General features: G+C 32.6%; 13 protein-coding genes. 2 read left to right on the forward strand and 11 right to left on the reverse strand.

Translation table 11 applies throughout. From position 1 onward, the window contains the following. Positions 1 to 35: 35 nt before the first annotated feature. On the forward strand, positions 36 to 1,025 hold the full coding sequence (gene trpS, locus IDG64_RS00345) for a tryptophan--tRNA ligase (RefSeq protein ID WP_000448934.1): 990 nt from the start codon (positions 36 to 38) through the stop codon (positions 1,023 to 1,025). Between the two features lie 41 nt (positions 1,026 to 1,066). Here the strand turns inward: trpS and opp4C are convergent, their stop codons facing one another. The 10 genes from opp4C to opp3b form a co-directional block, all read right to left on the reverse strand. Next, on the reverse strand, positions 1,067 to 1,948 hold the full coding sequence (gene opp4C / locus IDG64_RS00350) for an oligopeptide ABC transporter permease (protein WP_001180275.1): 882 nt from the start codon (positions 1,946 to 1,948) through the stop codon (positions 1,067 to 1,069). A gap of 11 nt (positions 1,949 to 1,959) precedes the next feature. Continuing rightward, complete coding sequence (gene opp4B, locus IDG64_RS00355) at positions 1,960 to 2,922, reverse strand: oligopeptide ABC transporter permease (protein ID WP_000239820.1); 963 nt, start codon at positions 2,920 to 2,922, stop codon at positions 1,960 to 1,962. Next, complete coding sequence (locus IDG64_RS00360) at positions 2,915 to 3,895, reverse strand: ABC transporter ATP-binding protein (RefSeq protein WP_000427769.1); 981 nt, start codon at positions 3,893 to 3,895, stop codon at positions 2,915 to 2,917. Before IDG64_RS00360 ends, opp4B begins: the two co-directional genes overlap by 8 nt. A gap of 2 nt (positions 3,896 to 3,897) precedes the next feature. Continuing rightward, a complete protein-coding gene (locus tag IDG64_RS00365; RefSeq protein ID WP_001067042.1) occupies positions 3,898 to 4,884 on the reverse strand; it encodes an ABC transporter ATP-binding protein in 987 nt (328 codons plus the stop codon). A gap of 50 nt (positions 4,885 to 4,934) precedes the next feature. Beyond that, the gene (opp4A, locus tag IDG64_RS00370; protein ID WP_000517185.1) at positions 4,935 to 6,650 is read right to left on the reverse strand and encodes an oligopeptide ABC transporter substrate-binding protein; all 1,716 of its coding nucleotides are present in this window, start codon (positions 6,648 to 6,650) and stop codon (positions 4,935 to 4,937) included. 211 nt (positions 6,651 to 6,861) lie between these two features. Further along, complete coding sequence (locus IDG64_RS00375) at positions 6,862 to 8,517, reverse strand: peptide ABC transporter substrate-binding protein (RefSeq protein ID WP_000197099.1); 1,656 nt, start codon at positions 8,515 to 8,517, stop codon at positions 6,862 to 6,864. A gap of 18 nt (positions 8,518 to 8,535) precedes the next feature. Next, the gene (locus tag IDG64_RS00380) at positions 8,536 to 9,477 is read right to left on the reverse strand and encodes an ABC transporter ATP-binding protein (protein ID WP_000786733.1); all 942 of its coding nucleotides are present in this window, start codon (positions 9,475 to 9,477) and stop codon (positions 8,536 to 8,538) included. Further along, on the reverse strand, positions 9,467 to 10,549 hold the full coding sequence (locus tag IDG64_RS00385) for an ABC transporter ATP-binding protein (protein WP_000140050.1): 1,083 nt from the start codon (positions 10,547 to 10,549) through the stop codon (positions 9,467 to 9,469). Before IDG64_RS00385 ends, IDG64_RS00380 begins: the two co-directional genes overlap by 11 nt. A gap of 15 nt (positions 10,550 to 10,564) precedes the next feature. After that, positions 10,565 to 11,635, reverse strand: a complete 1,071-nt coding sequence (gene opp3C / locus IDG64_RS00390) for an oligopeptide ABC transporter permease (RefSeq protein WP_206171272.1) — start codon at positions 11,633 to 11,635, stop codon at positions 10,565 to 10,567. After that, a complete protein-coding gene (gene opp3b / locus IDG64_RS00395; protein WP_000521533.1) occupies positions 11,635 to 12,561 on the reverse strand; it encodes an oligopeptide ABC transporter permease in 927 nt (308 codons plus the stop codon). Before opp3b ends, opp3C begins: the two co-directional genes overlap by 1 nt. A gap of 242 nt (positions 12,562 to 12,803) precedes the next feature. Between opp3b and IDG64_RS00400 the strand changes: the two genes are divergently transcribed. After that, on the forward strand, positions 12,804 to 13,175 hold the full coding sequence (locus IDG64_RS00400) for a DUF3899 domain-containing protein (RefSeq protein WP_000915155.1): 372 nt from the start codon (positions 12,804 to 12,806) through the stop codon (positions 13,173 to 13,175). Positions 13,176 to 13,229: 54 nt separating this feature from the next. Here IDG64_RS00400 and fabF read toward each other — a convergent pair whose 3' ends face one another. Then, on the reverse strand, positions 13,230 to 14,474 hold the full coding sequence (gene fabF / locus IDG64_RS00405; RefSeq protein WP_000081230.1) for a beta-ketoacyl-ACP synthase II: 1,245 nt from the start codon (positions 14,472 to 14,474) through the stop codon (positions 13,230 to 13,232). Positions 14,475 to 14,477 lie beyond the last annotated feature (3 nt).

Consider the following 14,477-nt stretch of genomic DNA (forward strand, 5'->3'; position numbering starts at 1 on the left):
ATTATTAAAATATTACTAAGAAAGTAGGCATTTAAATGGAGACATTATTTTCAGGCATCCAACCTAGTGGAATTCCTACTATTGGAAATTATATTGGCGCACTAAAACAATTTGTTGATGTGCAAAATGACTATGATTGTTATTTCTGTATCGTAGATCAACATGCAATTACAATGCCACAAGATCGTTTAAAATTACGTAAACAGACCAGACAATTAGCAGCGATTTATTTAGCTTCTGGTATAGATCCAGACAAAGCAACATTGTTCATACAATCTGAAGTCCCTGCACACGTACAAGCAGGATGGATGTTAACTACGATTGCTTCTGTTGGAGAATTAGAGCGTATGACGCAATACAAAGATAAAGCTCAGAAAGCAGTTGAAGGTATACCTGCTGGTCTATTAACATATCCACCTTTAATGGCAGCTGATATTGTTCTTTACAATACTAATATCGTTCCAGTTGGAGATGACCAAAAGCAGCATATCGAATTGACTCGTAACCTTGTAGATAGATTTAATAGTCGCTATAATGATGTGCTTGTGAAACCTGAAATTCGTATGCCTAAAGTTGGTGGACGTGTCATGAGTTTACAAGACCCAACAAGAAAAATGAGTAAGAGTGATGATAATGCTAAAAACTTCATTTCATTATTAGACGAGCCGAATGTTGCAGCTAAAAAAATTAAAAGCGCAGTAACTGATTCAGATGGTATTATTAAATTTGATCGTGACAACAAGCCAGGTATAACAAATTTAATTTCAATATACGCTGGATTAACAGACATGCCAATTAAAGATATTGAGGCAAAATATGAGGGCGAAGGTTATGGTAAATTTAAAGGTGACCTTGCTGAAATAGTTAAAGCATTTTTAGTAGAATTCCAAGAAAAATACGAAAGTTTCTATAACTCAGATAAACTTGATGATATTTTAGATCAAGGTAGAGATAAAGCACACAAAGTTTCATTTAAAACTGTCAAAAAAATGGAAAAAGCGATGGGTTTAGGACGTAAGAGATAAAATAAAGAGGTACTAGAATTAACTAGTGCCTCTTTTATTATTTAACGTCTACCTCTAGGATTAAAAGCATCTTTAAGCCCTTCCCCTACAAAGTTTATACTTAATATAGTTAATGTAATCATTATAGCAGGTGGCATCCATATCCACGGTTTACCACTTATAACATCCCCTTCTTGAGCATCACTCAACATATTACCCCAAGATGGTATTGCTTTACTAATTCCGAATCCTAAAAAGCTCAATCCTGATTCCACTACAATCATACCGGCAAATAACAATGTTGCTTGTACGATAACTACACTTAATATATTCGGCAAAAGATGTTTCAAAATAATTTTATATGTGGGTGTACCAATTGATTTTGCTGCCAAAAAGTATTCATTTTCTTTTTCTTGAAGTACTTTACCACGAACAAGTCTTGCAATACCTCCCCAACTTAATACGATAATAACTAGAACAAGAATTATGGCAGATCCATAAGGATTTTTAATTTTATCTCCAAGTGCAGCATTTAATACAATTGCAAATATTAAAAATGGAAATAACATAACAAATTCGGTTATTCTCATTAATAATGTATCAACAATACCTCCAAAATAACCAGAAATCACTCCAACTGTAATTCCAATCAAAAGCATTCCTATTGTAGATGTAATTCCAATGGATAATGAAATACGACCTGCATATAACAAACGACTAAAGTTATCCCTACCACCAGAGTCTGTACCAAGAATGTTTTGTGCTGTCATTTCACCTTTTATATTTAATAAATCTTGTTGGTTCACTGGAAGAGGAGCTATTAATGGCGCTATAATTGATATAATAGTTATGATTAATAAAAAAATAATCGATAACATTGCAATTTTATTATGAATAAATCTAGACAATGCAATTTTAAAAGGCGATTTTGACTTATTTTGCATTCCAATCCCCCCTAGTTACTTCTAATTCTTGGATCTATAAATCCATAAGTAATATCAGAAATCAAATTACCCAGTAAACCTAAAAATGAGAAAAACAACGTTAATGCCATCATTAATGGATAGTCTTGACCTATTACCGATTCTAAAAATAATTTACCGATACCGTTATATGAAAAGATAGTCTCAGTAATCACAGCTCCACCTAAAATACTTACAATATCAGCACCTAAAAATGTAATAATAGGTATTAAAGAATTTCTCAATATATGTTTATTATAAATTTTATTCATAGATAATCCTTTTGACCTTGCCGTCAATACATAATCTTTTTTAGAATTTTCAATAATATCATTACGTAAATATTGAATATAACCAGCAGTAGATAATAATCCTAAAGTTAATGCAGGCAAAAATGTATGATAAATTTTACTCATATAATATTCAAAAGTACCTTCTTTAAGGTTAATATCAACAGAACCTTGAAACGGAAACCATTGTAATTCAAAAGAAAAAATAAAAATTGCAAATACTCCCGCAATAAAAGATGGAATAGCTAACATCAAATAATTAAATATTTGCACAGTATAATCAGTCAAACTGTAAGAATATCTACCTGACGTTATTCCTAAAGCAAATGAGATAATATAAGTAATAATTAATGACATAGCACCGAGTAATATTGTATTTGGAATTCTTTCCTCAATAACATCAATTACCGGCCTTTTATATTTGATTGACTCCCCTAAATCACCATGTATAACATGATTGACCCATCTAATGTATTGATGTGATATAGAGTCGTTGAGGCCTAACTTTTCCCTTTGTGCATTTATCGCTTCTTGTTTTATTTTTCCGTTTTGTAAATCTGAAAATGGATCTCCTGGTTGAATGATAGCTAATGAAAATACAACAATAGAAATTAAAATTAGTAACGGAATCATTAAACCTAATCTCTTTAATATTAATTTAACCATTTAAATCACCTACTTTATTTACATAAAAACAAGCAACTTGATGTTCATCACCAATGTCCTTTAATTGTGGTATATTTTCTTTACATTTATCTTTTGCAATCGGACATCTTGTATGAAAAGGACAACCTTGCGGCGGATTACTTGGCGAAGGTAATTCTCCTTTTAATATAATTCTATTGTTATTATGTTTATCAATTTGTGGTATTGATGAAATCAACGCTTTTGTATATGGATGTTTGGGATTTTCATAAATTTCTTTATCAGATGCGATTTCAACTATATGACCTAAATACATAACTCCAATGACATCACTTATATGTTTTACTACACTTAAATCATGTGCGATAAATAAATAGCTTAAGTTAAATTGTTCTTGTAAATCTTTTAATAAATTCAGTACTTGAGATTGAACAGATACATCTAATGCACTTACAGGCTCATCAGCAACAATTAAACTCGGACGCAAAGCCAATGCTCTTGCAATTCCCACTCTTTGTCTCTGTCCACCTGAAAATTCATGTGCATATTTATAATATGCATCTTCACTTAGGCCAACACATTTTAATAAATATAGTACTTCTTTTTTTATTTCTTCTTTTGGCAATTTTTTATAATTTAAAATAGGTTCTGAAATGATATCTCCAACCATTTGCATCGGATTCAATGATGCATACGGATCTTGAAATATCATCTGATATTGTTGTCGTGATTTTCTGAGTTTTTTACCTTGTAATCTTGTTATATCTTCACCATTAACAATTATTGAGCCTGATGTTGCATCTTCAAGCCTGATAATCACTTTACCTAACGTTGACTTACCACAACCCGATTCTCCTACTAATCCAAAAGTTTGTCCTTTTTTTATTGAAAACGATACGTCATCAACAGCTTTAACGTACTGAGTTTTTTGTAATAATCCAGTTTTAATTTTGTAGTATTTTTTTATTTGGTTGACTTCTAAAATATTTTCCATTCTTATATCTCCTTATATTCATTTTTGTACAAATGACAACGTACAATGACGTCTTCACAAACATGCATTTTAGGAGATTGATTATTACAAATATCCATTTTTTTGTTACATCTATTTGCAAATCTGCACTTATTAACGTGAAATGCTTGGATTGATGGCACAATTCCTTCTATCGTTTCAAGTCGTTTCTGCTCTTCTTTAAGTTTTGGAATTGTTGATAATAATTTTTGGGTATAAGGATGTTTCGGATTGTGTAGTATTTCTTTTATGCCTCCAAATTCTACAATTTGACCTGCATACATAACTAAGACTTTATCGCAAAACTCAGCAACTACACTCAAATCATGTGTAATCATCATAATTGCCATTTGCGTTTCCTTTTGCAATTCTTTTAATAAGTCTAATATTTGCGCTTGAATCGTGACATCCAATGCTGTTGTAGGTTCATCAGCAATTAATAATTTAGGAGAACATGAAATGGCCATTGCAATCATTACTCTTTGTCTCATACCACCAGATAATTGATGAGGATAGCTATTTAATATTTCATCTTGTCTAGCAATTCCAACTTTTTTTAGTAAATCTTTTGCTAAGTTATTTGCTTCTTTTTTAGAAATTTTTTTATGTGATTTTATAGATTCCACAAGTTGATTTTTTATGGTAAATACAGGATTTAAAGCAGTCATAGGTTCTTGAAAAATCATAGCAATATCATTTCCTCGAATATCTAGCAATTGCTTCTCATTGAGCGTATCGATTCGTTTACCATCAAATATAACTTCTCCATTACTTAGTTTAGATATCTTTTCTGGTAATAATTTAATAATTGACTTACTTAATATGGACTTACCGCAACCAGATTCCCCTACTATACCCAAAACTTCTCCTTTAGATAATTCAAAAGAAATATTTTCAACAGTTGCTAACCATTCATTATTTATTTTTAATGATGTTTCTAAATCTTTAACCTCTAACAATACATTATTCATAACATCCCCCCATATAAGTAAACCTCGACAAAATCGTCGAGGTTACATTACTAAGCTTCTTTAGTTAAATTATATAAACTTTGATCAGTTCCAATTTCAATGTCTAAGTTTCGTACTTTATCGTTAACAATAGTTATCGATTTACCTTGGAACATTGGTAATCCAGGTAACTCATCATTCATATATTTTTGCCATTTAACATAAATATCTTTACGTTTCTTTTCATCAATGCCTACTTTTTCGAAGTCTAATGCATCATCTAAATATTGATCTGATTTTGGTAAAACTGTTCTCATTTCATTTTGAGGTCTATCAGTGTGGTATAAATCTGATGGATCTGGATCTGTACCTCCTGCCCATGATCTGAAGTACACTTCCATATCTTTAGATGCATTTGCTAAGTCTTCATTATATTTACCGAATTCTACTAACTTCACATTTGTTTTCAAGCCAACTTTTTCCCAGAAATCTTTTATCGCAGCAGTTCTTGGTTCAAAAGTAGGATTTGAACCTGAATAATGTTTAAAGTTAATCTCAAATTTATTACCTTTAGGATCTTCTCTAAATCCGTCACCATCTCTATCTTTATAACCTAACTTATCTAAGATTTTTTTAGCTTTTTCAGGATCATATTTGTAATCATTTAGGTCCTTAGGATTGGCTGCTATCCAATGCATAGATGGTACAAAACTATTGATTTCACTAGCGTAACCATTGAAAAACGCTTTAATCCATTTTTCTCTATCAATTGCATAAAGCATTGCTTTACGTAATTCTTTGTCTTCATATTTTGGTCTCACTTTACCAGTTTTATTAGCTTTTTTATCGTAATCATGAGATACGAATCCTATTAAACCGTAGTCTAAGCTTGGCGCAGATAATACCTTGAGACCAGCATTAGATGACTTAGCATCTTTTGCCATTGCACCGGTAGCATCATTCGCAACATCAATATCGCCTTTTTCCATTGCCTTAATAATTTGAGCTTGATCAATAACTTTTAAATTGATTTTGTCTAGTGCAGGCTTACCTTGCCAATAATCATCAAATTTAATGAGTTGAACAGCCTCACCTGGAACGATTTTCTTAACTTTATACGGTCCAATACCAATAGGATATTTTCGGATTTTATCTGATTTCGCTAAATCTTTAATTGGTACATCTGATAAATATTTTTTACTTAATAAAGGTCCAGTAATAAATCCTGTTAAGTAATTTTCTTGTTTTTTATCAAATGTAACCTGCATAGTGTAGTCATCTATTTTCTTCAATCCGCTAATATGATCAGTTTTTCCTTCATGATAATCTTTCGCACCTTGGATATTTTCTACACTTGGATAATAAGCACCTTCGTAGTCCTTGTTAGCTAAGACTTCAATTGAATAAATCCAATCATCAATTTTCAATTCATTACCATCATGCCATTTAATACCTTTTTTAATTTTAAATTCTATTTTCTTAGCCGGCTCGATGTCCTTCCATGAAGCAATATATGCCTTAGGACGTATTTTTTTATCAGTTGCTAATAAGCTTTCGTTAAAATATCCTTCAACTACAGAATCTGCATGTGTACTATTTAATAACGAAGAATAAACACCACTTGGCGGTGCTGTTAATGCTACATTTAAAGTACCACCTTTATGTTTTGAGGTTTCCGTTTTAGTAGCATCTTTTACTCCTTCATCTTTATTACTGCTTTTTCCGCAAGCACTCAACACTAAAACGACAATAAGAAGTATTGAAATATATTTAATTAGCTTCCCCATACATATGCCTCCTACTTTCAATCTAATTTTTTCTTTTTAGTTTACTCATAGAAAAAATTATTACAAGTTTATTTTTAGAATATTCAGTTATTTATGCATTTAATCAATTTCAGTAATTTAAAAAACGACTTATTTTAAATTTTTATTCCCAAAGTTTTTATCCAACACAAAAAGACTGGAGAAAGTTCTCCAGCCTAATTTACAAAGCATATTATTTTTTCTTCTTACCTGTTTCTTTATCTATCGATTTATCAATATAGACATGTTTAAGTGAGTTATTTGGACCAAATTTATGGTAAATTAATCCTTTTACTTGAGGATTTGTTAAATGTGCAACACCTTTTTGATAAATTGGTGCTACCGGTGCATCTCCTAGGAACATTTCTTCTGCTTTTTTCAAATTTTCATATCGTTCGTTCGGTTGAAGTGCCAATTTGGTTCTCGCTACTTTAAGTAATTGATCGTATTCTTTATTACCCCAGTCTGTATTATTTTGTGCGCTGCCTGTGGTCATTGTTTCTAAGTAAGCCATAGGATCAGGGTAATCTGCAGACCAACCACTAAGTGATGCTTCAAAATTGTTACTCAGTTCTAGTGATACTTTTTGTTTAAACGGCAATTGCTTAATTTTCAAAGTAACTCCTGGTAAATTTTTCTCAACTTGCGATTTGATATATTCAGCAGATATTTTTGCATCTGGTGTATCTTCTGTGTTCATTGAAAATGTCAATTCATTTTTACCTAACTCTTTTTTAGCTTTGTCCCAGTGTGCTCTTGCTTCTTTAGGATTATATTTTAAAGGCGAATTCATGGTACTCGCATAATCTTTGCCATTAGGCGCTTTCGCAATGCCTTTGGCTGTTAATGTATCGGAAGGAATTGAGCCATTGTTTTTCACTGAATCAACGTAGCCTTTTTTATCTATTGCTTGCGCGATTGCAAGTCTTAATTCTTTATTTTTAAAATCAGGATATTGTTTTTCATTCATTTTCAAAAAAAATGTCCCAGTCGTTAATACAAAGTTTAATCCTTTATTATCTTTATATTTATTCACTTGATCCGCAGTAATAATTGCGTCATCTACTGATTCAGTATCATACAATGAAGCACCGGCTTGTAAGTCTTTAATAACTTTATAATTCACTTTATCTAACTTTACATTCTTTTTATCCCAATAATACTGATTTTTAGATAGTAACGTTTTATCTTCTTGTTTCCAATCATCAACTTTAAATGGACCATTGTATACCGCTCTATCAGCTGCTGTGCCATAATTTTTACCATATTTTTTGGCAACTTTTTCATTTTGAGGTGCAAATGTATTAAGTGCTAATAATTGATTAATATATGGAACCGGCTTTTCTAATTCAATTTGTAATGTTTCATCATCTAATGCTTTGATACCTAATTGCTCTACAGGTTTCTTACCAGTACTAATATCACTCGCATTTTTAATGTCCCCCATAATGTATGCAAATTCAGAACCAGTTTTAGGGTCAACTGTTTTTCTCCAAGCATAAACAAAGTCTTGTGCAGTCACTTTGTCACCATTGCTCCATTTAGCATCGCTTCTTAATTTAACCTTTAAAGTTTTCCCATCTTTACTCTTTTCAGGAAAAGCTTTCGCAACACCTAACACCGGTTTGTCACCTTTTCCTAATGTGTATAAACCTTCGAATGTTTGCGCAGTCACTTCAGAAGATATTTCATCCGTTATTAATGATGTATCAAGGGATGTTAAGTCTGCTGACAAAATTTTTCTGAATACTTGACCTTTATCTGAATAAATACCATCATCATTAGCACAACCACTTAATGCAATTGTGGCAACCAATATTAAAATCAGCGTTTTTAACTTTCTTGTCATTTCATTTCCCCCTTCCCCTTAATCTTGTGTTACCAACAAATTTTTTCGTAGTCGTTCCGCTTCTTCTTCAGTACTAAAGACAAAATGCTGTGGTCTTATTTCATGTAATTGTCTTAAATGATTATTTGCTTCATCATCAATATAACTAAATCGTTTGCGACTACGTTCCGATTCAGGATCCGGTTGAGGAATTGCCGACAATAAAGACTTAGTATAATCATGTAATGGATATTGATAAATATCGTCTGCTGGTCCGATTTCTACAATTTTCCCAAAATGCATGACTGCAATTCGATCAGAGATATACTTCACCATTGATAAATCATGTGCAATAAATAGGAATGTAATACCTTTTTCACGCTGTAATTTTAATAACAAATTGACTACTTGAGCTTGAATCGAAACATCCAATGCTGAAATAGGTTCATCTGCTATAATAAATTCTGGTTCAACGGCTAATGCACGGGCAATTCCAATACGTTGGCGTTGTCCGCCTGAAAATTCATGAGGATAACGATTGGCATGTTCTTTACTTAATCCAACAGTTTCAAGTAAATCATAGACACGTTTTTTACGGTCACGTTTATCAGTTGCTAAATGATGGATATCAATACCTTCAGCTACTATATCCATTACTTTTAACCTAGGATTTAAAGACGCATATGGGTCTTGAAAAATCATCTGTATCTTTTTATTAAATTTAAGCAAATCTTTACGTTTACGAATCTTTTGTATATCAATACCCTCATACAAAATTTCTCCACTTGTAATATCATTAAGTTTAATAATTGATTTACCAGTTGTAGATTTACCACACCCCGATTCTCCTACTAAGCCTAATGTTTCCCCTTTGTATATATCAAACGAAATATTTTCAATCGCTCTCACTTCGTTTTTCTTTCCTGCGTTAAAATATTGCTTTAAATTTTTAATAGATAATAGCACTTCATCATTTTTCATTGAACGACACCCTTTCTACCTTGAGTGGTTTTTCATAATTATTAGGCATCGGTTTCATACGTTGTTTTACCAGCTCGGGTAGTTCAACTTTTGGTGCACGTGCGTCTAATAACCAAGATTTCACAAAATGTGTCGGTGAAACTTTAAACCACGGTGGTTCTACTTTAAAATCAATATCTAATGCATATTGACTACGTCTCGCAAATGCATCACCTTTAGGTGGGTGTAATAAATCAGGTGGCGCTCCAGGAATCGCTAGTAATGGTGTGTCATTTGTTGTTGATAAATCAGGCATTGACGATAATAATCCCCATGTATATGGATGCTTTGGATCATAAAATATTTCGTTAACATCTCCTGTTTCAACCATTTGACCACCATACATAACTGCCACTCTATCAGCAATATTCGCAACAACCCCTAAATCATGCGTTATAAAAATAATTGCTGTATCGATTTTTTGTTGTAGTTCTTTCATTAAATCTAAAATTTGTGCCTGCATCGTTACGTCTAATGCAGTCGTTGGTTCATCAGCAATGAGCACTTTAGGTTCACAAGCTAATGCGGTTGCAATAACAATTCTTTGCCTTTGTCCACCTGAAAATTGATGTGGATATGCTTTAAATCTTTTTTCTGCATTTGGTAAACCTACAAGATTTAGTATTTCCAATGCGCGCTTTTTAGCTTGTGCTTTACTATAATTTTTGTGCTTAATTAATGGTTCCATGACTTGTTTACCAATTTGCATAGTTGGGTTTAAAGATGTCATTGGATCTTGAAAGATCATTGAAATATCTTTGCCACGTAATTTAATTAACTCATTTTCAGGTTTTTTTGCTAAATCTTCCCCTAAAAATAAAATTTCTCCCTTTTTAATTCTTCCTGTGTCCCCTTGGAATAATTTTGTAATTGCTTTTGTTGTTACAGATTTACCTGAACCTGATTCACCAACAATTGCCAATGTTTCCCCCTTGTTTAAATAAAAATCTACACCTCTCACTGCCTGCACTTCCCCTGCTGTAATATCAAAGGAAACATGCAAATCATTTACTTCTAATATTCTTTCAGTCATATGCTATGCCCCCTTTTATTTACGCATTTTCGGATCAAATGCATCACGTAATCCATCACTAAATAAGTAAAAGAATAGAATTAATAAACTTAAAATCATTGCTGGTATAAATAATTCATGTGGATAAATTAATAACATTGCTCGCCCATCATTTACTAATGACCCTAACGATGTTTGAGGTGCGGGTACACCTATACCAATGAAACTTAAAAATGCTTCGAAGAAAATAGCACTAGGTACTGTAAACATTGATGTAACCACGATAGCACCTAATGTATTAGGTAAAATATGCTTAAATATCAATTTGAATTTTGAAGCCCCCAATGTTTTCGAAGCCATGACAAACTCTTGATTTTTTAATTTTAAAAATTCTCCACGTACAACTCTGCTCATGCCTAACCAGCCTGTGATAGACATAGCCAATATAATTGTCCAAATGGATGGTTCAAAAATTAATACAAATAAAATTACGACAATTAAATTCGGAATAGATGCTATGACTTCAAGTATACGTTGCATAATCGTATCGACACGTCCACCGAAGAATCCAGAAATCGCACCATATACAACGCCAATAAAAATATCTAACATCGCTGCAACAACACCGATAAACAATGAAATTTGAGCACCTTTCCATGTTCTTGTCCATAAATCTCGACCCAACTGATCAGTACCAAACCAATAATTTTCTTTAGCATTTGCTGCTTTATAAGCATCCTTGCCATCTGCATCTTTACCATCAAAAGGTAAAAATGGAACTTTGTCTAATACAGGTATTTTTGCCGGAAGATTTCTATGTTCTACATTTTGTTCAGCATAATCATGTTTATTTATAACTGGACCGATAAAAGCAAATGTTACAATGATAATTAAACCTATCATACCGACAACAGCTAACTTATTTCGTTTTAACTGAGCCCAAGCATCTTGCCAAAAGTTTTTGCTTTCTCGTTGCATTTCAGGTTCCTGATTCAAATCTAAATCTCTAATAATAAAATCAGATGATGCGATAGCGTCAGAGGTATGCGTCATAGCTGCATTAGAATGATCGTCGTTAATCGACAAATTGTTTTTATTTTCAGCCATTATTTTTTACCTCCTTGAACACGAATTCGTGGATCTATCACACCGTACAAAATATCTACAATAAAAATAGAAACGATAAACAGTGTGCTAAATAATAGTGTGATTGCCATGATTACTGAGAAATCATTTGTTGTAATTGAACGTACGAATTGATCCCCTAATCCAGGAACCCCAAAAATATTTTCAATTGTTAAAGTGCCTGTTAAAATACTTGCTAACATGGGAACGATAATTGTAATAATTGGAATTAAAGCATTTCTAAGTGCATGTCCAAAAAGTACACGCATTGTCGAATTACCTTTAGCTCTCGCTAATAAAATATAGTCTGAACTTAATACCTCTATCATCTCTGCTCTTATGTATCTGGCGACAGTTGCTAAAACAGCTGCAGATAATGCAAGTGACGGTAATACCGCGGTCGAAAAACCTTCCCATCCAGCTACTGGGAACCATCTTAATTTAACTGCAAATACATATTGTAAAAGTACAGCAAGTACAAAAGATGGTACAGATACAGCAATAACTGAAATAACTGTAGTTGTATAGTCAACCCAAGAATTTTGTTTAGTAGCTGCTGCAACACCTAAAATAAGTCCCAGTATCACACCGATGAACATTGCTGTAAGACCCATTTCAAAAGAAGGTAGTAGTCTCGGTTTAATCAAATCCCACACAGGTTGATTATGATACTGGAATGAATTACCAAAATCGCCTGTAACAACATTTTTTAAATAATGTAAATACTGCGTAGCTACAGGATCATTTAATCCATATTTTTCATTTAAAATTTCTTTTTGTTCAGCATTTAATTTAGCATCGTTAAATGGCGAACCTGGCATTAATTTCATTAAGAAAAATGTAATTGTAATAATAATAAATAAAGAAATAAGCATATAAATAAATCGTTTGAAAATATATTTCCCCATCTAATCCCCTCCTCTAACAAATTCCGATTTCTAAATTTCCATTCCCTTCAAAATTTTCTGAAATCTTAACTAATATTATATATACAATATTTACTATATATCAATATTTTTTTGCTTTAAACTAATGAAGAATGATTGATTTTAGAATTTCAATAAAGCTGAAGAAATTAAAAAATCATTCCTCAATGTCTGATTTTAATGTAAACTATGCGTAAGAGTTTTCTATAAGTGGGAGTGATCAAATGTTGAAAAAATGGCTTGGAATGGCACTAATAACGCCAATATTAACGTTTATTATATGGCTTTTTAATAGCCATACTATCATTACATATTTAAATATATTGTTTTATGTTTCATTAATTATTTTTATTAGCATATTTTTGATTTTACTTGTACAAGAAGGCATTTTTGATGCGACAAGTTATGGTTTTAGAAGATTAAAGTATCAAATGTCATCTTCGAAAAAGAAGAAGTCTATCTCTGATGATCCATTTTTCAACCCACAAGAGGTAAAAAAAGAGCATTACTTTGTTTCTACATGGATAATCCCCTTATTATTAATAAATATTTTATATTTTATTATGACGATTGTGCTGTCGCTCATCTTAGTATAAAGAAACTGAAAAAATCTTCAGTAACTAAAACAACGTTACTGAAGATTTTTATAGTTATGCTTCAAATTTCTTGAATACTAATACTGCGTTATGTCCACCGAATCCTAAGCTATTACTCATTGCATAAGTAATATCAAGGTCTTGCGCTTCATTTGGAACAATATCCAAATCACATTCTAGATCTGGTGTTACCGCATGAATTGTCGGGGCGACTTTAGAGTCTTTAATTGAAAGCGCTGAGAAGATTGCTTCAATTCCACCTGTTGCACCAAGTAAGTGACCAGTCATTGATTTTGTTGAGCTAACTTTTAAGTGTTTAGCTGCTTCACCAAATGTATTTTTAATAGCTTTAACTTCATTTAAGTCACCAACAGGAGTACTTGTACCATGGGCATTTAAGTATTGTACATCTTTAGGTTCAATACCAGCATCATCCATAGCTGCTTGCATTGCTCTAGAACCACCTTCACCTTCTGGAGCTGGCGCTGTAATATGATAAGCATCACCTGTAGTACCATAGCCAACTATCTCAGCATAAATATTGGCACCTCGAGCTTGTGCTGATTCTAAAGATTCAATTACTAAAATACCAGCACCTTCACCCATAACAAAACCGTCTCTACCTTCTTGGAATGGACGACATGCTGTTTCAATGTCATCATTTGTAGAAAGCGCTCGACTTGCACTGAAACCAGCAATTGCCATATGAGTAATTGGTGCTTCTGTACCACCAGTAATCATTGCATCTGCATCACCGCGTTGCACAATTTTAAATGCTTCTCCGATTGAATTTGTACCTGTTGCACATGCTGTAACTGTTGCACCATTTGGTCCTTTTGCACCTAAGTCAATTGATACTTGCCCAGTTGCCATATCAGGAATTAACATTGGTACGAAAAATGGACTCACACGTCTTGGGCCTTTATCCATTAATTGTTTATGTGCAATTTCAAATGTTTCCATACCACCGATACCAGAACCAATCCATACACCGATTCGATCTGCAGTATTATCATTGATATCTAATTGCGCATCTTTAACAGCCTCTCTAGCTGCTACAATTGCATATTGAGTAAATCTATCCATACGACGCGCTTCTTTTTTGTCGATATGATCTTCAATATTAAAGTTTTTAAGTTCTCCTGCTAAGTGAACGCTATAAGGTTCAGTATCGATACGTGTAATTTTATCGATACCATTTACGCCTTTTAGAGCATTCTCCCATGTTGTTTTGACATCATTACCGATTGGAGAAAGGGCTCCCATACCTGTAATAACTACTCTTTTATTTTGACTCATTCG

The organism is Staphylococcus sp. EG-SA-15 (genome assembly GCF_017151895.1).
GTDB classification, from domain to species: domain Bacteria; phylum Bacillota; class Bacilli; order Staphylococcales; family Staphylococcaceae; genus Staphylococcus; species Staphylococcus aureus.

Coding starts and splice junctions, on each gene's coding strand:
- trpS (WP_000448934.1), top strand. CDS start 36: ATGGAGACATTATTTTCAGGCATCCAACCTAGTGGAATTCCTACTATT.
- opp4C (WP_001180275.1), bottom strand. CDS start 1,948: ATGCAAAATAAGTCAAAATCGCCTTTTAAAATTGCATTGTCTAGATTT.
- opp4B (WP_000239820.1), bottom strand. CDS start 2,922: ATGGTTAAATTAATATTAAAGAGATTAGGTTTAATGATTCCGTTACTA.
- IDG64_RS00360 (WP_000427769.1), bottom strand. CDS start 3,895: ATGGAAAATATTTTAGAAGTCAACCAAATAAAAAAATACTACAAAATT.
- IDG64_RS00365 (WP_001067042.1), bottom strand. CDS start 4,884: ATGAATAATGTATTGTTAGAGGTTAAAGATTTAGAAACATCATTAAAA.
- opp4A (WP_000517185.1), bottom strand. CDS start 6,650: ATGGGGAAGCTAATTAAATATATTTCAATACTTCTTATTGTCGTTTTA.
- IDG64_RS00375 (WP_000197099.1), bottom strand. CDS start 8,517: ATGACAAGAAAGTTAAAAACGCTGATTTTAATATTGGTTGCCACAATT.
- IDG64_RS00380 (WP_000786733.1), bottom strand. CDS start 9,477: ATGAAAAATGATGAAGTGCTATTATCTATTAAAAATTTAAAGCAATAT.
- IDG64_RS00385 (WP_000140050.1), bottom strand. CDS start 10,549: ATGACTGAAAGAATATTAGAAGTAAATGATTTGCATGTTTCCTTTGAT.
- opp3C (WP_206171272.1), bottom strand. CDS start 11,635: ATGGCTGAAAATAAAAACAATTTGTCGATTAACGACGATCATTCTAAT.
- opp3b (WP_000521533.1), bottom strand. CDS start 12,561: ATGGGGAAATATATTTTCAAACGATTTATTTATATGCTTATTTCTTTA.
- IDG64_RS00400 (WP_000915155.1), top strand. CDS start 12,804: ATGTTGAAAAAATGGCTTGGAATGGCACTAATAACGCCAATATTAACG.
- fabF (WP_000081230.1), bottom strand. CDS start 14,474: ATGAGTCAAAATAAAAGAGTAGTTATTACAGGTATGGGAGCCCTTTCT.